Source organism: Marinobacter sp. bablab_jr003 (genome assembly GCF_016464245.1).
Lineage (GTDB): Bacteria > Pseudomonadota > Gammaproteobacteria > Pseudomonadales > Oleiphilaceae > Marinobacter > Marinobacter vinifirmus.
In genome coordinates this window covers 65,755-86,165 of record NZ_JADARC010000012.1, presented here as the reverse complement: position 1 = coordinate 86,165, position 20,411 = coordinate 65,755, and the positions used below count along the sequence as shown (strand labels likewise).

The 20,411-nt window shown below is 59.7% G+C and carries 20 protein-coding genes; 14 read left to right on the top strand and 6 right to left on the bottom strand.

The annotated features are described in order from the left end of the window. Positions 1–4: 4 nt before the first annotated feature. The 3 genes from H3Z84_RS00735 to H3Z84_RS00725 form a co-directional block, all read right to left on the bottom strand. Positions 5–268, bottom strand: coding sequence for a DUF4212 domain-containing protein (locus H3Z84_RS00735; RefSeq protein ID WP_199455900.1), 264 nt, complete (start codon positions 266–268; stop codon positions 5–7). Between the two features lie 212 nt (positions 269–480). Next, on the bottom strand, positions 481–1,188 hold the full coding sequence (locus tag H3Z84_RS00730; RefSeq protein ID WP_199455899.1) for a PolC-type DNA polymerase III: 708 nt from the start codon (positions 1,186–1,188) through the stop codon (positions 481–483). Positions 1,189–1,198: 10 nt separating this feature from the next. After that, positions 1,199–3,115, bottom strand: a complete 1,917-nt coding sequence (locus H3Z84_RS00725) for a putative nucleotidyltransferase substrate binding domain-containing protein (protein WP_199455898.1) — start codon at positions 3,113–3,115, stop codon at positions 1,199–1,201. Between the two features lie 198 nt (positions 3,116–3,313). Here H3Z84_RS00725 and smrA point away from each other — a divergent pair, with 198 nt between their 5' ends. The 8 genes from smrA (at position 3,314) to H3Z84_RS00685 (ending at position 9,853) form a co-directional block, all read left to right on the top strand. Then, positions 3,314–3,895, top strand: a complete 582-nt coding sequence (gene smrA, locus H3Z84_RS00720) for a DNA endonuclease SmrA (protein ID WP_199455897.1) — start codon at positions 3,314–3,316, stop codon at positions 3,893–3,895. A 35-nt stretch (positions 3,896–3,930) separates the two neighbouring features. Continuing rightward, positions 3,931–4,116: a hypothetical protein gene (locus tag H3Z84_RS00715; RefSeq protein WP_199455896.1), complete on the top strand. Its 186-nt coding sequence runs from the start codon at positions 3,931–3,933 to the stop codon at positions 4,114–4,116. Between the two features lie 65 nt (positions 4,117–4,181). Then, complete coding sequence (locus H3Z84_RS00710) at positions 4,182–4,670, top strand: (2Fe-2S)-binding protein (RefSeq protein ID WP_199455895.1); 489 nt, start codon at positions 4,182–4,184, stop codon at positions 4,668–4,670. Between the two features lies 1 nt (position 4,671). Then, complete coding sequence (locus tag H3Z84_RS00705; RefSeq protein WP_199455894.1) at positions 4,672–6,870, top strand: xanthine dehydrogenase family protein molybdopterin-binding subunit; 2,199 nt, start codon at positions 4,672–4,674, stop codon at positions 6,868–6,870. A 34-nt stretch (positions 6,871–6,904) separates the two neighbouring features. After that, complete coding sequence (locus H3Z84_RS00700; RefSeq protein ID WP_199455893.1) at positions 6,905–7,531, top strand: methylthioribulose 1-phosphate dehydratase; 627 nt, start codon at positions 6,905–6,907, stop codon at positions 7,529–7,531. Beyond that, positions 7,528–8,085 (top strand): 1,2-dihydroxy-3-keto-5-methylthiopentene dioxygenase, encoded by a 558-nt coding sequence (locus tag H3Z84_RS00695; RefSeq protein ID WP_199455892.1) that lies wholly within the window; start codon positions 7,528–7,530, stop codon positions 8,083–8,085. The genes H3Z84_RS00700 and H3Z84_RS00695 overlap by 4 nt, the downstream gene beginning before the upstream one ends. Continuing rightward, positions 8,085–8,777 carry an acireductone synthase gene (gene mtnC, locus H3Z84_RS00690; protein ID WP_199455891.1) on the top strand — a complete coding sequence of 231 codons (693 nt, stop codon included), beginning with the start codon at positions 8,085–8,087 and terminating at the stop codon, positions 8,775–8,777. Before H3Z84_RS00695 ends, mtnC begins: the two co-directional genes overlap by 1 nt. An 11-nt stretch (positions 8,778–8,788) precedes the next feature. After that, on the top strand, positions 8,789–9,853 hold the full coding sequence (locus H3Z84_RS00685; protein WP_199455890.1) for a DUF3080 domain-containing protein: 1,065 nt from the start codon (positions 8,789–8,791) through the stop codon (positions 9,851–9,853). Positions 9,854–9,878: 25 nt separating this feature from the next. Here H3Z84_RS00685 and H3Z84_RS00680 read toward each other — a convergent pair whose 3' ends face one another. From H3Z84_RS00680 to arsC, 3 genes are read right to left on the bottom strand one after another with little or no spacing between them, the layout of a single operon-like run. Then, positions 9,879–10,241, bottom strand: a complete 363-nt coding sequence (locus H3Z84_RS00680; RefSeq protein ID WP_199455889.1) for a DUF2069 domain-containing protein — start codon at positions 10,239–10,241, stop codon at positions 9,879–9,881. Between the two features lie 27 nt (positions 10,242–10,268). Continuing rightward, positions 10,269–10,874, bottom strand: coding sequence for an NAD(P)H:quinone oxidoreductase (gene wrbA / locus H3Z84_RS00675; protein ID WP_199455888.1), 606 nt, complete (start codon positions 10,872–10,874; stop codon positions 10,269–10,271). A 21-nt stretch (positions 10,875–10,895) separates the two neighbouring features. Continuing rightward, positions 10,896–11,249 carry an arsenate reductase (glutaredoxin) gene (gene arsC / locus H3Z84_RS00670; RefSeq protein WP_036219981.1) on the bottom strand — a complete coding sequence of 118 codons (354 nt, stop codon included), beginning with the start codon at positions 11,247–11,249 and terminating at the stop codon, positions 10,896–10,898. A 69-nt stretch (positions 11,250–11,318) separates the two neighbouring features. Here arsC and H3Z84_RS00665 point away from each other — a divergent pair, with 69 nt between their 5' ends. The 6 genes from H3Z84_RS00665 to kdsA all read left to right on the top strand — a co-directional run bounded on the left by H3Z84_RS00665 (position 11,319) and on the right by kdsA (position 20,211). Next, entirely contained in the window at positions 11,319–11,780 is a 462-nt protein-coding gene (locus tag H3Z84_RS00665) for a TlpA family protein disulfide reductase (protein ID WP_228285776.1), read from the top strand. Between the two features lie 2 nt (positions 11,781–11,782). Next, the gene (dnaE, locus tag H3Z84_RS00660; protein ID WP_199455886.1) at positions 11,783–15,265 is read left to right on the top strand and encodes a DNA polymerase III subunit alpha; all 3,483 of its coding nucleotides are present in this window, start codon (positions 11,783–11,785) and stop codon (positions 15,263–15,265) included. Between the two features lie 103 nt (positions 15,266–15,368). Continuing rightward, positions 15,369–16,322 (top strand): acetyl-CoA carboxylase carboxyl transferase subunit alpha, encoded by a 954-nt coding sequence (accA, locus tag H3Z84_RS00655; protein ID WP_199455885.1) that lies wholly within the window; start codon positions 15,369–15,371, stop codon positions 16,320–16,322. Further along, entirely contained in the window at positions 16,306–17,646 is a 1,341-nt protein-coding gene (tilS, locus tag H3Z84_RS00650) for a tRNA lysidine(34) synthetase TilS (protein WP_199455884.1), read from the top strand. Before accA ends, tilS begins: the two co-directional genes overlap by 17 nt. A gap of 88 nt (positions 17,647–17,734) precedes the next feature. Beyond that, entirely contained in the window at positions 17,735–19,363 is a 1,629-nt protein-coding gene (locus H3Z84_RS00645; RefSeq protein ID WP_022990064.1) for a CTP synthase, read from the top strand. A gap of 2 nt (positions 19,364–19,365) precedes the next feature. Next, positions 19,366–20,211: a 3-deoxy-8-phosphooctulonate synthase gene (gene kdsA, locus H3Z84_RS00640; protein ID WP_199455883.1), complete on the top strand. Its 846-nt coding sequence runs from the start codon at positions 19,366–19,368 to the stop codon at positions 20,209–20,211. Positions 20,212–20,411 lie beyond the last annotated feature (200 nt).

The following is a 20,411-nucleotide window of genomic DNA, read 5'->3' as shown; positions in this document are numbered from 1 at the left end:
GTTCTTACTCCTCGTGTACGCCGAATTGTTCGTCGATTTTGTTCATGCGCCAGGCGTAGAAGAAAATCAGAACAATGAAGGTAAGAATCGAGCCTTGCTGGGCAAACCAGAATCCGAGGTCGGTCCCGCCGACTTCAATGCCGGCCAGCATGGGGCGTAGCAGGATGGCGGCGCCATAGGAGCACAGGCCCCATATGATCAGACTGCCAAAGATAAGGCGTAGGTTCGCCTTCCAGTAGTTCTCAGCGTCGTAGCTATGACCTGACATACAAAATCACTCCTGTATTGTTGTTGTAGAGCTTTGCTGGTTTTTTGCTGGGGTGGTGCGGAAAGAGAATTTATTATTCATGTAATACTTCTCCGACTTGTTGTCATCTCCGACTTTACCGGTCAATGCGTTTGAGGATATTGGCAAATAGTCTAAGTCTCAGTAACTTGCCTTGCATTTGATCAAGGACATCAACGATAAGCCGGGCTAAATCAAAGTCGGTGCATCTGCTGTAAACGGCGTTGATAATGCAGTTTATCGACCAGTTCTTTCAGGGTTTTTACGTCTTTCTTCTGAGCCATATTGAGCGCTGCAAGGGTCAATTCGGCCGTTACCATCGCATCTGCCGCAGCGTGATGCCGTTCACTAATTTGAAGATTGAAGTAGTCGGCCCAGTTATCCAGCCCGCGCCCCTTGGTCTCGGCGTGGGGGAAAAACGCCGGTAACAGCTCTGCCACATCCATCCAAAGGTGCTGAGATGTGTAACCCAGTTGGGCTTTCAGGGTCTTCTCGAGGAATTTCTGGTCGAACGCCGAATGGTAGGCCAGGATGGGATCGCCGTTCATCCACTCCAGCAGGTGCAGCAGGGCATCCTCGGTCTCATGGCCCTGGGTCAGGGCTTCAGGGCCAATGCCGTGAATCAGCACGGTTTCGCTGATATCCAGCTCCGGGCGGCGCAGGATCAGGTCAAACTGGTCATTCAGGTGGATGACGCCGCTTTCGATGGCCACCGCGCCAATGGCGATGACTTCGTCTTTCGAGAAGTTGAGCCCGGTGGTTTCCAGGTCCAGCACGATCAGCCGGGAACGGGCCAGCAGCTGGTCGCTGGCCGTTTTCGGGGCCGGCAGGCCGTCGGTGTCGTGGTCACCGGTAACGCCGCCGCGGCGCTGGGCCAGCCATTGTTTGATCTGTTCGAGCATGGTTGCCGGCCTATAGTTGGTAGGTGATTTCCAGTTTTTGCTGCAGCCGCTGGGCCTGGCGGAAAGATTCCCGCAGTATCCGTCTGTCCAGCGGGTTCAGGTCATCCGGATCTATGTAGTTGGTCAGCTCTTCACCTTTATCGAGCATTTCCTGGTGGGCGCGCATGCGGATGGCCTGAATCAGGCTGTAGGCTTCTTTCCATGCGTTGGCATCCTTGGCGTCGAACACATCTTTTCGGGCCAGTGCATCAATCCGTTCCAGTGTGTTGGCGGTTTCAACACCGTGGGCCAGGGCGAAGACCCTGACGGATTCCACAAACGGCGCCAGCCCCTGGCGTTTCAGGTCCAGGGAGTGCTTTTTCTCGTCGTTCAGGTAACGGAAGTTGCGGAACATGGTCAGCGGCGGTTTGCGCTGCAAGGCGTTGCCGGCCAGCATTTTCTGGAACAGGGCGTTCTTGCGGATGCGGGCCAGTACGTTTTCCAGTAACCGGTGCAGCGGTTCCGACGGGCCGAATACAGCGCGCATATCCAGGAAAATCGACGAATAGACCAGGTTCTGTGGGGTCGACGCATCGATAAAGCGAATAAACCAGTCGTCCCATTCGCCGATGCTCAGGCACAGTTTCGGGTTGCTGGCCATGATGTTGCCCTTGCACAGGGTGAAGCCGCACTCAGCCAGCTCATCATTGACCTTGCGGGCGAAGGGCAGCAGCTTTTCACGAACCTGTTCCGGGGTCATGCCTTCCGGAGTCTCGAACAGGATGCCGTTATCCTGGTCGGTCAGCAGGGTCTGCTCCTGCCGGCCTTCGCTGCCGAAGGTGAGCCAGGTGAAGGGAATGCCCGGATCGTTCTTTTTCAGGTTCAGTTCCAGCACCCTTCGCACGGTGACATCATTCAGGGTGGTGATGATCTTGACCACCTGGCCGGAGTCCGCGCCATGGGCCAGCATGGCATCCACCAGCCTGGAAACATCGGTGCGTAGGGCCACCAAAGTGCGCAGGTGGGTAGCGGTGCCGATGGTGCGGGCAAGGTTGACCAGGTCTACCCGCTGGAGGGAGAACAGGTCCCGCTCCGAAACCACGCCGATAAGCCGCTGTTCTTCGTCCACCACGCACAAATGGGCAAAGTGATGTTCTGCCATCAGCATGGCTGCCTCGAAGGCATCGGCAGTTGACGGCAGGCAGCAGGGGTTCGACGTCATTACCTGGCTGATGGGGGTGTCCAGTGGCCCCTTTTCTTCGGCAACCATGGTGCGCAGGTCGCGCAAGGTAAAGATGCCGGTGGGGTGGCGGCCGTCATCGGTAATGATGATGCTGCCCACGTTGTTTTCGTGCATCCGGGCCACGGCTTTGCGCACCGGCAGGTCCGGGGAGCAGACGATCGGATTGCGCAGGGCATAGCGTTCCAGCGGGGTGTCCAGGCTGTTACTGGAGCCGATCGAGGCCATGGCCTTGGATTGCAGGCGCTGGTTTACCTGCTCCAGCAGGCTGCTGACCCCGCGCAGGCAGAAATCCCGGAACGGCTCGCTTTCAGAAATCAGGGTTACGAAATCTTTCTTCTCGATGCTCAGGCAGAAGGTATCCCCGGCCGCCCGGTGCAGGGTGCGGGTCGGCCGCTCGCCCACCAGCGCTGCCAGGGGGAAGCATTCGCCCTGGCTGATTTCGAAAGTGGTTTCGGTTCGCTCTTCGGTTTTGTGCTGGCGCTCGCCCCGGATCCGGCCTTGCTTGACCACGTAGAATCGCTTGGCCTGCCCGTCTTCCGGCGACAGCACCACATCACCGTCCGCGTAGAAGCTGAGGGTGGCATGTTCGGCAAAGTGCGCCAGGTGGGTGTCGTCCATGCTTGAAAAGGGTGCATGTTCCCGCAGGAACGACATAATCGCGCGGGTATTCTGGGGGCGGGTGGTGTCCTGGTTTGCTGCGGCCATAGCGGAGTTCGTCCTGGTCCTGGTGGCGCGGCGGGTTACCGGCGCTCATTCGTTATTGTTGTCCTTCTGCAGTGTAGTGCAGCAGGTCGTTGTTGTACCTTACGATTTTCGTCGCAAACCTTGTCGGTTGTCTGCTTTATGGTAGCCCCGGGCAGTGGTAGAGTTCTGATACTTGTCAATCCGGAAGCAGTTAGTGTCATGACCAGTAAAGACGAACGCCTGGCCTTCCTCGAAGAGATGAAGGATGTCCGGCGGATCCGTAAACCCAACAAAGCGGAAGTGGCGGTTCCACGGGAACTGACGCCTGGCCACCTGGCACGCCAGCAGGCTGCGGTAGAGACCCCGGTGCGCGACCTGAACCCGCTGACCTCAGACATGGTGGAGCCGCTGACGGCCCACGATGTACTGAGCTGGATGCGTCCGGGCATTCAGCATGGGGTGTTCCGCAAGTTGCGGCTGGGCCAGTATCCCATTGAAGCCCGGCTGGACCTGCACCGGATGACCGTAGAAGAGGCCCGGAGGGAAGTGTTCGCCTTTATTAACGATTGCGTGCGCTATGGCCTGCGCTCGGTGATCATCCTGCATGGCAAAGGGGAGCGTAATCCGGACGGGATCGCCCAGCTGAAGAGTTACCTGGCCAAGTGGCTGCCGGAGCTGGACAGTGTACTGGCGTTCCATTCGGCCCAGAAGCACCACGGTGGCACCGGGGCCGTCTACGTGATGGTGCGCAAAAGCGAGCGGGACAAACAGTATAACCGGGAAGTACACGGCAGCCGCTAGGGTGCCTGAACAGTGTGACAAACGAGGAAAGGAACATGACCAAGCGTTCTGTAGCAGTGCTGATGTTAGCAAGCCTTTTTGCCCTGACCGGCTGTAAAGACCGGGTGATCTGGAACGACAACGGCAAGGTGGACGAGGCAACCCAGGACCGGGAAGTCTGGAACACCAATGGCCAGGTCGATTCCGGCGAGCGCAAGATCTGGGTGAATAAAGGACGGTAAGGAAGTCGTCAAGTAAGCCCGCGGGCCTGCTTCAAACCACGACACAAAAACTAGAGGAACGGCTCATGGCGTTCAGCCTGACAGTGAATGGAAACCGGCACACGGTAGATGTAGATCCGGATACGCCCCTTTTGTGGGTCATCCGCGATGAACTGGGCCTGAAAGGCACCAAGTTTGGTTGTGGTGCCGGCTTGTGTGGCGCCTGCACCGTGCACGTGAATGGCCAGCCGGCCCGTTCCTGCTCCACCGCCATTGAGCTGGTGGATGGTGCCGAGATTACCACCATCGAAGGGCTGGCTGAGGGCGGCAATCTGCACCCTCTGCAGCAGGCCTGGATCAGCGAGGGCGTTCCCCAGTGCGGCTATTGCCAGTCTGGCCAGATTATGACCGCTGCCCACCTGCTGGCAAATAACCCTTCGCCCTCCCGGGATGACATCGTGGCCGCCATGACCGGCAACCTGTGCCGCTGCGGCACCTACGCCCGCATTGTGGCCGCGGTGGAATCGGTGGCCGGTGGTGTTGGCCATTATCAGCCTGGGCAGGAGGGCGCCTGATATGACCATGAACCGCCGTGATTTTATCAAAGTCAGTACCGGCGCCTCCGGCAGTCTGGTACTGGCCCTGTCGCTTCCGGGCTGTGCCTCGGTACAAACCGGCTTCGAGCCGGAAACCGGTGAATGGACGCCGGATGTCTGGCTGGAGCTCGACAAACAGGACGAGATTACCTTCACCCTGGCCCGGGTTGAAATGGGGCAGGGTACCTACACCGGCCTGACGACCCTGATTGCGGAAGAACTGGATGTGGATCCGGCCCGGATTCAGGTGAAGTTCGCCCCGGTAGCGCCGGAATACCGTAACCCGTTTATTGGCCTGCAATTGACCGGCGGCAGTACCAGCGTAGCGAGTAGCTGGCAGCCCCTGCGGGAGGCGGGAGCGTCTGCCAGGTTGATGCTGGTTATGGCCGCCGCCCGGGTTTGGGGGGTGGACGCCGATAACTGCCGTACCGACAACGGGCGGGTGCTTCATCCCAACGGGGTGGATTCCCTGCGTTATGGCCAGCTGGTTGAGCTGGCGGACAAAGAAGTGATTCGGGGCGATGTGCCCCTCAAACCCCGTTCGGAATGGAAATACATCGGCAAGCAGGCGGGCAAACTGGACGCCCGGGCCAAGGCCACGGGCACCGCGGTTTACGGCATTGATGTCGAGCTGCCGGGCATGGTGTACGCGGTGATGACCCGCAGCCCTCGCTACGGAGGCCGTGCCCAATCGTTTAACCGCGATGAGATTCTGGCCATGGCTGGCGTGCAGGCGGCGTTTATCACCGAACGCGGTGTCGCCGTGGTGGCAAACAGTTACTGGAAAGCCCGTAAAGCACAGCAGGCTGTGCGCGTGGAGTGGGATTTCGCCGAGGCCCTGGATACCACGGTTGATGAGGTGTTCGAGGGCTATCGTAAAGCCGCCAGCGAAGACCCTGGCGAGCAGGAGCGCTCTGAAGGCGATGTGGCAGAGGCCATCCGCAAAGCCGGGCGCGTGGTGGAAACCGAGTACGAACAGCCATACCTGGCCCATGCGCCGATGGAACCCATGAATGCCACCGCCTGGTACCACGATGGCGGCATGGAGATCTGGGCACCAACGCAGGCACCGGATCTCGGGCGCATTGCGGCCTGCCGGAATTCGGACCTTTCACCGGATGACGTGACCGTACACACCACCTTCCTGGGTGGGGGCTTCGGTCGCCGGCTGACCCAGGATTACATCGAGGAAGCCGCTGCGGTTGCCTATGAGCTGAAGGTGCCGGTCAAACTGATCTGGTCCCGGGAAGAAGACATACGCCACGGTTTCTGGCGCCCGGCCATGCTGCACCGTATGACTGCCAGCCTGGACGGTTCTGATCTCACTGGCTGGGATCACCAGATTGTCGGCCCGCAGATTCTTGACTGGTACGTGCGCAACGCTGCGCCGGCCCAGTACCTCTGGGCACCAAAATTTCTCTATAACACCCTCGGTAAAGTAGGTTTGATGGTCGAGGGTCTGGCCACACCAAAAGATGTATCTGCCATAGAAGGTGCTATCGGCTATCCCTATCAGGTTCCAAATGTCAGCGTGCGACACACCCATACCGACCCCGGCGTGCCCATCACCTGGTGGCGCTCAGTAGGCTACTCCCACAATGGGTTTGCCGTTGAAACCTTTATGGACGAACTGGCCCACGAGGCTGGGCAGGATCCCCTGGAATTCCGCCGAAAACTGCTGGCCAAAGAGCCGCGCCACGCCAGGGTATTGGAACGGGCGGCGGATCGGGCGCAGTGGGGCGAGCCGCTCCCGGAAGGCAGGGCACGGGGCATAGCGCTGTTCCAGAGTTTTGGCACCTACGTAGCCCAGGTGGTGGAAGCCGGTATCGAAAACGGCGAAATCCGTGTTTACAAGGTAACCGCCAGTGTGGATTGTGGCCAGGTGGTGAACCCGCGCATCGTCGAGGACCAGATTTCCGGCGGTATCCTGTTTGGCCTGACGGCGGCGTTGTTTGGCGAAATCACCTTTAACAAAGGTGAAGTCCAGCAGAGCAATTTCCACGATTATCGGCTGCTGCAGATGCACCAGGTGCCCGAGGTTGTGGTGGATATTGTCGACAGCGATGAAGCCCCCACCGGCGTGGGCGAGCCGGGTGTGCCGCCGGTGATTCCTGCTCTGGGCAATGCGCTGTTTGCACTGACCGGTAAGCGCCAGCGCCGGTTACCGCTGACCGCATGATCAAGCGGTTTGGTGTAATAGACGGAGAATCCCAGTGTTTGATGTGACCCGATACGCTATTGCCGCCCAGTCCATCGTGGATGCCGGGCGCTTCCTGTATGACAGGGGCTGGTCGCCGGCCACCAGCAGCAACTATTCTGCCCGCATCGACAGCGATCACATTGCCATTACCGTGTCCGGGCGCCACAAAGGCCAACTCGCTGCCGGTGATGTCATGGTGGTAGACCTGAACGGCAACCCGGTCCAGAGTAACTGCAAGTCCTCGGCAGAAACCCTGCTGCACACGGTGTTGTATCAGGTGTTTCCGGATGCGGGTGCAGTGCTGCACACCCACTCGGTGAAGGCCACCGTGCTCAGCCGCCTGATCTGGCCGGGCAAATCGCTGGAGCTGGAAGGCTATGAACTGCAAAAAGCCTTTGCCGGTGTAAACAGCCATGAGGGCCGGCTATCGATACCGGTGTTCGACAACACCCAGGACATCCCGGCCCTGGCGGAACAGACCGCCGAATGGTTCCGGGCTCATCCGGAACAACCGGGTTACCTGATTCGGGGCCACGGCCTGTATACCTGGGGCGCCACCATGGCCGATTGCCTGCGCCATGTGGAAGCCTTTGAATTTCTCTTTGAATGTGAACTTGAAACCATGAGGGTCCGCCCATGACCACCCTGAGCATTTTCCAGCAGAACCAGCCGCAAGCGGCCCACACCGTAACCACCGACCCGCGGGTGATTCGCGATACGCTGGCCAGCCAGGGTGTGCGCTTTGAGCAATGGCCAACCCGGGAGCTGCCGGCTTCGGCCACCCAGGAACAGATTCTGGAAGCCTACGCGGATGAGGTCGCCAGCCTGAAGCAGGAATGCGGTTTCCAGACCGCCGATGTGGTCAGCCTGACCGCGGACCACCCGGATAAAGACGCCTTCCGCCAGAAGTTCCTCGACGAACACACCCACAGCGAAGACGAAGTGCGTTTCTTTGTGCGCGGGCAGGGGCTGTTCTACCTGCATTTTGGTGATCAGGTGTATGCCCTGATGTGCGAAAAGAATGACCTGATCAGCGTTCCGGATGGCACCCGCCACTGGTTTGATATGGGCCCGGAGCCGGAATTTACCTGTATTCGCCTGTTCTCTAACCCGGAAGGCTGGGTGGCCAGCTTCACTGGTGAGGAGATTGCCTCCACCCTGCCCAGGTATGAAGCGCTGGCGGGGGTGGCCTGATGATCCGGGTAATTCTGACCGACATCGAAGGCACCACCAGCTCTATCTCCTTTGTACACGAGGTGCTGTTCCCCTACGCCAGCGAACACCTGCCGGCGTTTGTACGAGCCCATCACCACACCACACCGGCGGTTGCAGAGCAGCTGGCGATTGTGGCGCAGAAAAGCGGTGTCGACGGTAAGGACGTGGAAGCCCTCATCGAAGTGCTCCAAGGCTGGATCAGCGAGGACCGCAAGGAAGGTTCCCTCAAGGCCTTGCAGGGCATGGTCTGGGAGCAGGGCTATCACAGCGGCGAGTTGAAGGGCGACATCTACCCGGATGCGGCGGACTACCTGCAGCGCTGGCATGATCGGGGGCTGAGGTTGTTCGTATATTCTTCCGGTTCGGTCAAAGCCCAGAAGCTGATCTTTGGCCACAGCAACGAAGGCGACTTTACACCGTTTTTCTCCGGGTATTTTGATACCGGCGTGGGTGGCAAGAAAGAAGCTCAGTCGTACCGTAACATCCTTGACGAGCTGGGTGTTGAGCCGGGTTCAGTGCTGTTTCTCTCGGATGTTGAGGCCGAACTTGAAGCGGCCGAGCAGGCGGGCATGAAAACCGCCTGGCTGGTACGTGAGGGTGAATTGCCGGACACCGGTCGCTTCGTGGCCCGGGGCTTTGCGGAGGTAGACGCGCTGCTGCGTAAACGCTAGGAGGTCGATTTATGCCCGGACTGTTAAGGCTGCAATGGCTGGTTCCGGGTATCTGTGCCCTGTTTCTGGCTGGATGTAACCCGTTCTCCGAAGCCAGGCCGATGATGACCGAGTACCTGGAGCGCCTGGCCCGGGTACTTGAAGCCCCCGCTGTTTCCCTGCCTGAAGAGTTGCCGCCGGCATCGCAATTACCCCGCCGCCGTGACCGCGTGCTGGACATGCCGGAACTGGATATCGGCATGCTCGAATTCCTGTCGCTGTATGGCTGTGAGCTGCAGTATGTGGTGGGTGAGAAGAACTCGGTCATGGGCAGGGTGATGCAGCCGGTAAACCGCCTGCGATACGAAGTGCGTTTTATCCGCGCGGCGGAAGACTGCCTGCCGGAGGTGGATGATGAAGAGCTTGGGGAAACCCTGGCTGAAGCGATCGAGAGCAAGCAGGATTCGTTACCCCGGGCTGTCTGGAATGCTACCTGGGGGACCGAAGAAATCGAGAACCTGTTTACCCTGAGTAAAGGTTTTTACCCGGTGGGTGAAGGCCAGCTTCCGGTGTCCGACCTGGTGCGGGACCTGGAACAATTGAACGAGACAGTGACGGGCTTGTCGCGGCAGCAGCTTGACGTTTCCCTGAATAACCTGGGTGCCATCCATCAGCGCTGGCAGGCCGAATACCGGGCCGGGCAACTGGTTAACAGTGCCCGCTTGCTGATTGCCACGCTGGATACCGGCACCGAAGTGCTTCAGGCCAGGCTGGCAGAACGGCCGCTATGCCTTAACGGGAAACCGAACAACCAGTCCGACATCGTTCACAGTTTTTTCTTCAGTGTGTATATCGGTGAGGTTCAGCCCTACATGAGTGATGTCAGCCGGGCGGCCGATACCTTGATTGCGGGCTTCGCAGAGCTGGCGGCGAAGCAGGAAGCGCAAATACCGGAAGCCTTTGGCGGCTGGGCTCGCCGGCACCTGCAGGCTGGTGAGGAAGGCAGCCTCTGGCATCAGCTTGATGGCGCAATGATGCGCCACACACGCCACTGGCAGCAACTGCTGGAACAATGCGGGCTGAGGCCGGGTGCCTGACAGCCCGCACTGGCTATAGCCGGCGTTAGCCCGCCGCCACAGGCCGGTTCACTTTCAGGTGCACCATGGCCACGGTGAACAGCAGGAAGGTGAGAATGGTCATGATCACTGGCCCGGCAGCACCTTCGCTCAGCCAGGCCGAAACCACCGCCTGGGTAAAGTAGAAAATCAGCACAAAGGCCATCCAGATGTAGCCCCGGTTATGACCGCGGAAAACCGGCACGGCAAACGCCAGCAGCGGCAGGAGTTTGACCGTCAGCATCAGGGGAATCGAGACGCCTTCCACGGGTGCCGGGTAGAAGGTCGTCAGCAGCAATCCGGCCAGCACCGAGATATACAGGGCGATGGTCAGGCGTGCCGTGGTTTTTGCTTTGTCGTTGTGGAGCATAGAAGGTTCCGGGTGGTGGATTTCGAATCAGTCAGCCAGTTTCACGGCCAGCCGGGCTAGCCGTTCGCCAAAGGCCTGGCACAGGGCTTTCTCGTGTTCGCTCAAACCTTGCTGGGCGCCGGTGCCGGCCCAGTGTGAAGGCCCGTAGGGGGTGCCGCCAGTGCTGGTTTCATTCAGGGCGCTCTCCGAGTAGGGCAGGCCGCACAGCACCATGCCGTGGTGCAGCAGAGGCAACATCATGGTGAGCAGGGTGGTTTCCTGGCCGCCATGCAGGCTGCCGGTGGAGGTGAACGCACCGCCGGGCTTGCCGGCGAGCTTGCCGTTCAGCCACAGGTCTCCGGTGCCGTCCAGGAAGTGCTTGAGCGGTGCCGCCATATTTCCGAAGCGGGTAGGGCTGCCCAGTGCCAGGCCGGCACAGTTGGCCAGCTCTTCCCGGGTTGCATAGGGGGCGCCGGTATCCGGAACCGGGGGCAGGCTGGCGGTGGTGTCCGGCGACACCGACGGAACGGTGCGGATCTTCGCTTCCATTCCGCTTACCCGGGCCACGCCCCGGCCAATCTGGGTGGCCATGTCGGCGGTCTGGCCGTTCCGGCTGTAATAAAGAACAAGAATGTACGGGCTGGTATCGCTCATGCCTGGCTCCTGGGCAATGCTTCAGAGAATCTCGAGAACGCTTTCCGGTGGCCGGCCGATGGCCGCCTTGCCGTTGGCCAGTACAATCGGCCGCTCGATCAGTTTGGGGGTGGCCACCATGGCTTTTACCAGCTGTTCCCGGCTCAGTTCCGGGTTATCCAGGCCCTGTTCCTTGTATTCGCTTTCCTTGGTGCGCATCAGCTGGCGGGGTTCGCAGCCCAGCAGGTCAAGGATATGTAACAGTTCCTGCTCTGTCGGAGGCGTCTCCAGGTAGCGTATAATCTCCGGTTCGATACCCTTTTGCTGAATCAGCTCAAGGGTCTGCCGTGATTTGGAACACCGTGGGTTATGGAAAATGCGGGTTGGTTCTGTCATGGTCATGCCCGGTTTACAGTAGTGGTTGCTGTCCTTTCGAAGGGCGGTAGTCTAACAGGAGGATATCCCTTGCAGTACCCTCGGCCGTTCAGGCGTTCTCTGGCTTTAATTACGCTGGTTTTAGCGGCAGCGACCATCACCGGTTGTGAAAAAACCGAGCTGCAGCGTGCCGATGGTACAGCTATGAACTGGGATGACTTCCGTGGCCGCTGGGTATTGGTGAACTACTGGGCAGAATGGTGCAAGCCTTGCCTGGAAGAAATTCCCGAGCTGAACGAGCTGGACAAGGCGCCGGATATCTCTGTGCTGGGTGTGAATTTTGATGGCGTTACCGGCACGGCCCTGGAGCAGCTGGGAGAGGAAATGGGCATCGAGTTCCTGATGCTGGGCCAGGACCCGGGCCCGGAATTCGGCTGGAAAATGCCCGTGGGCTTGCCCGCCACGTTCATTGTCGACCCCTCCGGCAACCTGGTTGAAACCCGGTTCGGGCCACAAACCGAAGAAGACATCCGCACATTGATTGGCAACTGACCATGGCAAACACTTTCGTTCACCTGCGCGTACATTCCGAATATTCCATGGTGGATGGCCTGGTAAGGGTCAAGCCGCTGATCGGCCGCGTGGCGGAGCTGGGCATGCCCGCCGTTGGCCTGACCGAGCAATCCAACATGTGTTCCCTGGTGCGCTTCTATAAGGCCGCCATGGGCGCCGGCGTCAAGCCGATCATCGGTGCGGACCTGTGGCTGGAAAACCCGGATGAGCCGGAAAACCCGTTCCGACTGACCCTGCTGGCCCGCAACAACGACGGTTACCTCAACCTCACCGAAATCATCTCCCTCGGCTATACCGAAGGCCAGCGCTACGGCAAGCCGATTATCCGCAAGGAATGGCTGGAAGCCCGGCCCGCGGGGCTGATTGCCTTGTCCGGTGCCAAGATGGGGGATGTGGGTAAGGCTGTGCTGGCGGGCAAGCCGGAACTGGCTCGGGAGCGTGCCGAATACTGGATGAACCTGTACCCGGGCAGCTACTACCTGGAGCTGCAGCGTACCGGCCGGGGCGGTGATGAAGACTGCCTGCATATGAGCGTGGAACTGGCAGCTGAACTGGGCCTGCCGGTGGTAGCTACCAACGACGTGCACTTCCTGCAGGCGGACGATTTCGAAGCCCACGAAGCCCGGGTCTGTATTGGTGAAAGCCGGACCCTGGATGACCCCAGGCGGGATCGTCGCTTCAGCGACCAGCAATACCTGCGTAGCGCCGAGGAAATGATCGAGCTGTTCTCGGACATTCCCGAGGCCGTCGAGAACACCGTGGAAATCGCAAAACGCTGTTCGGTGAAAGTGCGCATGGGCGAGTACTTCCTGCCCAACTACCCGATCCCGGATGGCATGACCATGGACGATTACTTCCGCCATGTGTCCGAAGAAGGGCTGGAAGCGCGCCTTGCCAAGACCCTGAGCAAGGACGACCCGGAATACGACCAGAAGCGCGAAGACTATTACAAACGCCTGAAGTTCGAGCTGGATATCATCATCCAGATGGGGTTCCCGGGTTACTTCCTGATCGTTATGGACTTCATCAAGTGGGCCAAGAATAACGGCGTGCCGGTGGGCCCGGGCCGGGGTTCCGGTGCCGGCTCCCTGGTCGCCTATGCGCTGCTGATCACCGACCTGGACCCGCTGGAATACGACCTGCTGTTCGAGCGGTTCCTGAACCCGGAACGGGTATCCATGCCCGACTTCGACGTCGACTTCTGCATGGAAGGCCGGGACCGGGTCATCGAATACACCGCCCAGAAGTATGGCCGGGAAGCGGTTTCCCAGATCATTACCTTCGGTACCATGGCCGCCAAGGCGGTGGTGCGGGACGTTGCCCGGGTGCAGGGCAAATCCTACGGCCTGGCAGACAAGCTCTCCAAGCTGATTCCCTTTGAAGTGGGCATGACCCTCAACAAGGCCATCGAACAGGAGCCCCAGCTCAAGGAATTCCTGGAGCAGGATGAGGAAGCCCAGGAAATCTGGGAAATGGCCCTGAAGCTTGAGGGCGTTTGCCGGAACGCCGGTAAACACGCCGGGGGCGTGGTGATCGCGCCCACCAAGATTACGGATTTCTCGCCGCTGTACTGCGACGATGAGGGCGGAAGCCTGGTCACCCAGTTCGATAAAGGCGACGTGGAAGACGCCGGGCTGGTGAAGTTCGACTTCCTGGGCCTTCGGACCCTGACCATCATCAAGTGGGCCCTGGGCATGATCAACCCGCGCCGGCAAGAGCGCGGGCTTGGTGACCTGGACATCAGCACCATTCCGCTGGATGACAAGCCCTCGTTCGACCTGTTGAAAAAGGCCGAGACCACCGCGGTGTTCCAGCTGGAATCCCGCGGCATGAAAGACCTGATCCGCCGCCTGCAGCCGGACTCCCTGGAAGACATGATCGCCCTGGTGGCCCTGTTCCGCCCGGGGCCGCTGCAGTCCGGCATGGTAGACGACTTTATCGACCGTAAGCATGGCCGCCAGCCGATGTCTTACCCGCACCCGGATTATCAGTATCAAGGCCTGAAGCCGGTATTGGAGCCCACTTACGGGGTCATCCTGTACCAGGAGCAGGTCATGCAGATTGCCCAGGTGATGGCCGGCTATACGCTGGGCGGTGCAGACATGCTGCGCCGGGCCATGGGTAAGAAAAAGCCGGAGGAGATGGAGAAGCAGAAAGCCATCTTCCTGGACGGTTGTGAGAACAACGGCATCGATAAAACCCTGGCCGAGAATATCTTCGACCTGGTAGAAAAGTTCGCCGGCTACGGCTTCAACAAATCGCACTCCGCAGCTTACGCGCTGGTGTCCTACCAGACCCTGTGGCTGAAAACCCACTACCCGGCCGAGTTCATGGCTGCGGTACTTACCGCCGATATGCAGAACACCGACAAGGTGGTCACGCTGGTGGAAGAGTGCCGGAACATGAAGCTGGACCTGCTGGTACCGGACGTCAGCCGTTCTGCCTACACTTTCACGGTTAATGACGACGGCCAGATTGTTTACGGCCTGGGCGCGATCAAGGGCCTGGGTGAAGGTCCTATCGAAAGTATTGTTGAGGCGGCCAAAGACGGCCCGTTCCAGGATATCTTCGATTTCTGCCGTCGCATCGACCTGAAAAAGGTGAACAAGCGAGCCATGGAAGCCCTGATCCGCTCCGGTGCGATGGACAAGTTAGGCGCGGGCCGTGCCCAGCTGATGGCGAGCATCGAGAAGGCCATACAGCAAGCCGACCAGCAATCCCGTAACGATGCCGCTGGCATGGTGGATATGTTCGGCGAAATGCTCGAAGGCGGCGGCGAAGACGGTGATCCCTACGCAGATGTGGCCAACGTGCGCGAGTGGCCGGAGAAAGAACGGCTCAAGGGTGAGAAAGACACCCTGGGTATTTACCTTACCGGCCACCCGTTTGACGAATACGAGCGGGAAGTGCGGCGCTTTGTCCGTAACTCCATTGCCGACCTCAAGCCCAATAAGTCGCCCCAGCGGGTGGCCGGGCTGGTGGTGGCCCAGCGCACCATGAAAACCCGTACCGGCTCCACCATGTGCTTTATCACCCTGGATGACCGCAGCGCCCGTATTGAGGCCACGCTGTTCTCGGAAGCATTTTTCGAAAACCGCGAGCTGCTGCAGTCGGACCAGGTGATTGTGGTGGAAGGGCAGGTCAGCCACGACGATTATTCCGGCCAGATGAAAATGCGGGTCAGCTCGGTGATGGACGTAGCCACCGCCCGGCAGCAGTTCAGCCGGGGTATCCGGCTGGCCCTGCATGCTGACCAGCTGCAGAACGGCCTGCTGGACAAACTCGACGACACGCTGCGGCCTTTCCGTAACGAAGGCAGCCCGGTGTGGATCGAATACAGCAGTGCCGAGGCCAGCACCCGGATTGAGCTTGGGCCATCCTGGCGGGTGCAGCCCGATGACAACCTGTTGTTCGAGTTGAAACACCTGGTGGGAGAGAAGTCGGTGGAGTTGGTCTATGATTAAGACCAATGTCCGCTTTAGTTGAGCGTTTTGCGCTGCTATCTTTGTCCCAAATTCTGGTTATGGTGGGTTGACCGCCCACCTGGCAAGCAAATGATGGAACATCATGAACCCTAATTACCTGGATTTCGAACAGCCGATCGCCGACCTGGAAGCCAAGATTGAAGAGCTTCGCATGGTGGGTAACGACACCGACATCAATATCACTGATGAAATCAGCCGTCTGAAGAAGAAAAGCGTCAGTCTGACGGAAACTATCTTTTCAGACCTCAAGCCCTGGGACGTAGCCCGCCTGGCCCGCCATCCGCGCCGCCCCTACACCCAGGACTATGTCGACCTGATTTTTGAGGATTTTGACGAACTGCACGGCGACCGTCGCTATGCGGATGATTTGTCCATCATTGGCGGCACCGCTCGCCTGGACAACAAGCCCGTGATGGTGATTGGTCACCAGAAAGGCCGCGAAGTTCGTGACAAGGTCAAGCGCAACTTCGGCATGCCGCGCCCGGAAGGCTACCGCAAGGCCCTGCGCCTGATGGAAATGGCCGAGCGCTTCAAGATGCCGATACTGACCTTTATCGATACCCCGGGCGCCTATCCTGGTATCGGCGCCGAAGAGCGTGGCCAGAGTGAGGCCATCGCCTTTAACCTGGCGGTGATGTCGCGCCTGAAAACCCCCGTTATCTCCACCGTAATCGGTGAGGGTGGTTCCGGTGGTGCACTGGCCATTGGCGTGTGCGACCAGTTGAACATGCTTCAGTACTCCACCTACGCGGTTATCTCCCCTGAGGGTTGCGCGTCTATTTTGTGGAAGAGTGCGGAGTATGCCTCCCAGGCTGCGGAAGCTATGGGCGTAACCGCCCAGCGCCTGAAAGAGTTGGGTGTTGCGGACAACGTGATTGCCGAGCCCCTGGGTGGTGCCCACCGCAATCCGGAAAAAATGGCCGAGACCCTGAAAACGACCCTGGGTCAGGGCATTGACGAACTGGGCCGTTTACCCCTGGACGAGCTGGTAAGCCGCCGTTACGAGCGCTTAACCAAGTATGAAGGCGGGCGGTAACACCGCCCGGGCTTCTGGCTGGCCCGGCGACCTGCTCGGGCCGGTCAGTCAACTTCCCGAATATTCCCGTCTCTGGGTGGCCTTCAGCGGCGGCCTGGATTCCACGCTGTTATTGCAGGCTGCCTCTGCCTGCCACCCCTCTGTTACTGCCCTGCACATCAATCATCAGCTCCAGCCCAATCATCAGCAGACCGAGCAATTCTGCCGGGATGTCTGCGAGCAGCTGGGTGTTGAATTGTCCGTTGCGCGGGTGGATGTCCCGGTTGGTGCCAGGGGTGCTGGCGGCCTGGAAGATGCGGCCCGTACAGCCCGTTATGAGGTGTTTCACAACACCCTGAACCCGGGCGACATGTTATTGATGGCCCACCACGCCGATGACCAGGCAGAAACGGTCCTTTTCCGGCTGTTGCGGGGCTCCGGTGTCAGCGGGCTGGCCGGAATGCCGAAAACGCGGCCGTTAGGCAAGGGCACCCTGTACCGGCCCTGGCTCGGGGTCAGTCGCGACAGGCTGGAGCAGGTGGCGACGAAACTTGGCGTGCGCTGGGTGGAAGACCCCAGCAACCAGAGCCGGCAATTCGACCGCAATTACCTGCGCCACAGTGTTCTGCCTGGCCTGAAGGACCGTTGGCCCGGTTTGTTGAAGCGGGTTGCCCACAGCGCCCGATCCTGTGCCGAAAGTGACCAGCTGAATCAGCGCCTGGCGGAGCTTCAGTGGCAGACCTGTTCCGATAGCGGCCGCCTGGTGATTGAGCCGTTCTCCGCCCTGAGTGCCCTCGAGCGCCGCAACCTGGTGCGTTGGTGGATTCAGCGCGAGGGTTTCCCGCCGCCGGCTTTGGCAGGCTGGGACCAGGTTCTGGCTGAACTGCTTGAAGCCGGAGAGGATCGGGAGCCGGAGCTCCGGGGCGATGGATTCAGCTTGCGCCGTTACCGGGGGCATATCTACCTGGTGCCGGATAACCCTCCCGCGCCAGAGCCAGTAGCGCTTACCCCCGGGTCGCCAGTGCGTTGGTCCGGCTGGTTGCTGTCGCTGGAAGCGGTTGCCCGGGCGGAACAGCAAACAACACCGCCGCCAATAAGGGTATCTACGAGGCAGGGTGGTGAGCGGGTCCGGCTGGCCCGGGGTAAGCCTTCCCGTGCGTTGAAAAACTGGCTTCAGGAACAGTCCGTTCCACCCTGGGAGCGCTCAGTATTACCGCTGGTCTGGCGGCAAACCAGCGAGGGCGAAGAGCTGATCGGGATTGGCGATTTGTGGTGTTCTGAACAATACTCGGGAGGCGCCCCTGCCACCGGCTGGCGGCTGATTGTGGAGAGGGATTGTGATTGAGTACAGAGGGGCTTTCTGGTAGTCTGGCGTCCCATCTTGAGATGAACAATCTCCCTCCTTCACCGAACCAGATAATCACGGAATCTGCATGACGCGTTATATTTTCGTCACCGGCGGTGTCGTGTCCTCATTAGGCAAAGGTATTGCGTCTGCCTCACTGGCAGCCATCCTCGAGGCACGCGGCCTGAAGGTCACTATTCTCAAGCTGGACCCGTACATCAACGTGGACCCCGGCACCATGAGCCCGTTCCAGCACGGTGAGGTTTTTGTCACCGAAGACGGCGCGGAAACCGACCTTGACCTGGGCCACTACGAACGCTTTATTCGTACCCCCATGAGCAAGCGTAACAACTTCACCACCGGCCGGGTGTACGAAGAAGTTATCCGCAAAGAGCGTCGTGGCGATTATCTTGGCGGTACTGTGCAGGTGATCCCGCACATCACTGACGAAATCAAGCGCCGTGTGGTTGAAGGCGCAGCCGGTGCCGACGTGGCACTGATTGAAGTCGGCGGCACCGTGGGCGATATCGAATCCCTGCCGTTCCTCGAAGCCTGTCGTCAGCTGAAGGTGGAAGTAGGCTCCCAGCGTGCCCTGTTCATGCACCTGACCCTGGTGCCCTACATTGCCACCGCCGGCGAGATCAAAACCAAGCCGACCCAGCATTCCGTGAAAGAAATGCGCTCCATCGGCCTGCAGCCAGACATTCTGCTGTGCCGTTCCGAGCACGAAGTGGATGCCAGCTCCCGTCGCAAGATTGCTCTGTTCACCAACGTGGAAGAGCGTGCGGTCATCCCGATGCAGGATGCCAAGTCCATCTACGCCATTCCGCGCATGCTGCACGAATACGGCCTGGACCAGCTGGTTATCGAGCGCTTCGGCCTGGATGCCCGTGAAGCAGACCTGGGCGAGTGGGACGCTGTTGTGGAATCCCTGATGAATCCGCAGCAGGAAGTCACCATCGCCATGGTCGGTAAGTACATGGAACTGCTGGACGCCTACAAATCCCTGATCGAGTCCCTGCTGCACGCCGGCATCAAGACCCGCACCAAGGTGAACATCAACTACATCGATTCCGAAGACATCGAGCGTGACGGCACCGCCGTGCTGGAATCTGCTGATGCAATCCTGGTGCCCGGTGGCTTTGGTGAGCGTGGCGTGGAAGGCAAGATCCGCACGGTTCAGTACGCCCGTGAGAACAAGGTTCCGTATCTGGGCATCTGCCTGGGTATGCAGGTGGCGGTTATTGAATACGCCCGTAACGTGGCCGGCCTGAAAGACGCCCACAGCACCGAGTTCCGTGAGCACACCCCGGAGCCGGTCGTCGGCCTGATTACCGAGTGGCTCGACGCCAGCGGTGCTACCGAAGCACGCACCGAAGCCTCTGACCTTGGCGGCACCATGCGCCTTGGCGCCCAGGATTGCGTACTGACGGACGGCTCCAGCATCGCCGCCTGCTACGGCAAGAAAACCATTCGCGAACGTCATCGCCACCGTTACGAAGTCAACAACCACTTCCTGCCAAAACTGGAAGAGGCTGGCCTGATCATCTCCGGCCGCTCCGCTGACGGCAAGCTGGTTGAAGTGGTGGAAGCGCCGGAACATCCGTGGTTCGTGGCGTGTCAGTTCCACCCGGAATTCACCTCGACACCCCGCGACGGCCACCCGCTGTTCAAGGGCTTTGTCGAGGCAGCACTGGCCAACAAAAAGGGATCCTGAGTATGGCCCGCAGCAACCTGAACGTCTCGGGAATCGAAATCGCCAACGACAAGCCCTTTGTGCTGTTCGGCGGCATGAACGTACTCGAGTCCAGGGAACTGGCGTTTGAAGTGGCCGAAAAGTACGTGGATGTCTGCAACAGACTGGGCATCCCGTACGTGTTCAAAGCCTCCTTCGACAAGGCCAACCGCTCGTCCATCAACTCCTTCCGGGGCCCCGGCCTCGAGAAGGGGCTGCAGATTTTGGCAGATATCAAAAGCAAATTCGGCGTGCCCATCATCTCTGACGTGCACGAACCGGAGCAGGCGGCGCCTGCAGCTGAAGTCTGCGACATCATCCAGTTGCCGGCATTCCTGAGCCGTCAGACTGACCTGGTGGTGGCCATGGCCAAAACCGGCGCCGTCATCAACATCAAGAAAGCCCAGTTCCTGGCCCCCCAGGAAATGAAGCACATCATCACCAAGTGCGAAGAAGCCGGCAACGACCAGGTTATCCTGTGCGAGCGCGGCAGCAGCTTCGGCTACAACAACCTGGTGGTCGACATGCTGGGCTTCGGCATCATGAAGCAGATGAACGTGCCGGTGTTCTTTGACGTCACCCACTCCCTGCAGATGCCTGGTGGCCGTGCCGACTCGGCCGGTGGCCGACGCGCCCAGGTGACCGACCTGGCGCTGGCGGGTATGTCTCAGGGCCTGGCAGGTTTGTTCCTGGAAGCCCATTCTGACCCGGACAAAGCTATGTGTGATGGCCCCTGCGCCCTGCGCCTGAGCCAGCTGGAGCCGTTCCTGGAGCGCGTGAAAGCTGTGGATGACCTGGTAAAAAGTTTTAAACCTATCGACACCGCCTGATTGGCGGTGTCGGCTATTTGAAAGACCGCATATTCCTGAGGTTGCCAAACCTGACGGCATACTGCGGACTACGAGAGCGAATGACTGGAAAGCCTTGGCGAAAATTTCGAAGGCCAAGGATGGCCTGAGAGAAGCGCACATGGATGTGCTCGTAGCGGTTTTCGCCAAGGCTTTCCAGTTGTTCGCTCCGGCACCAAATT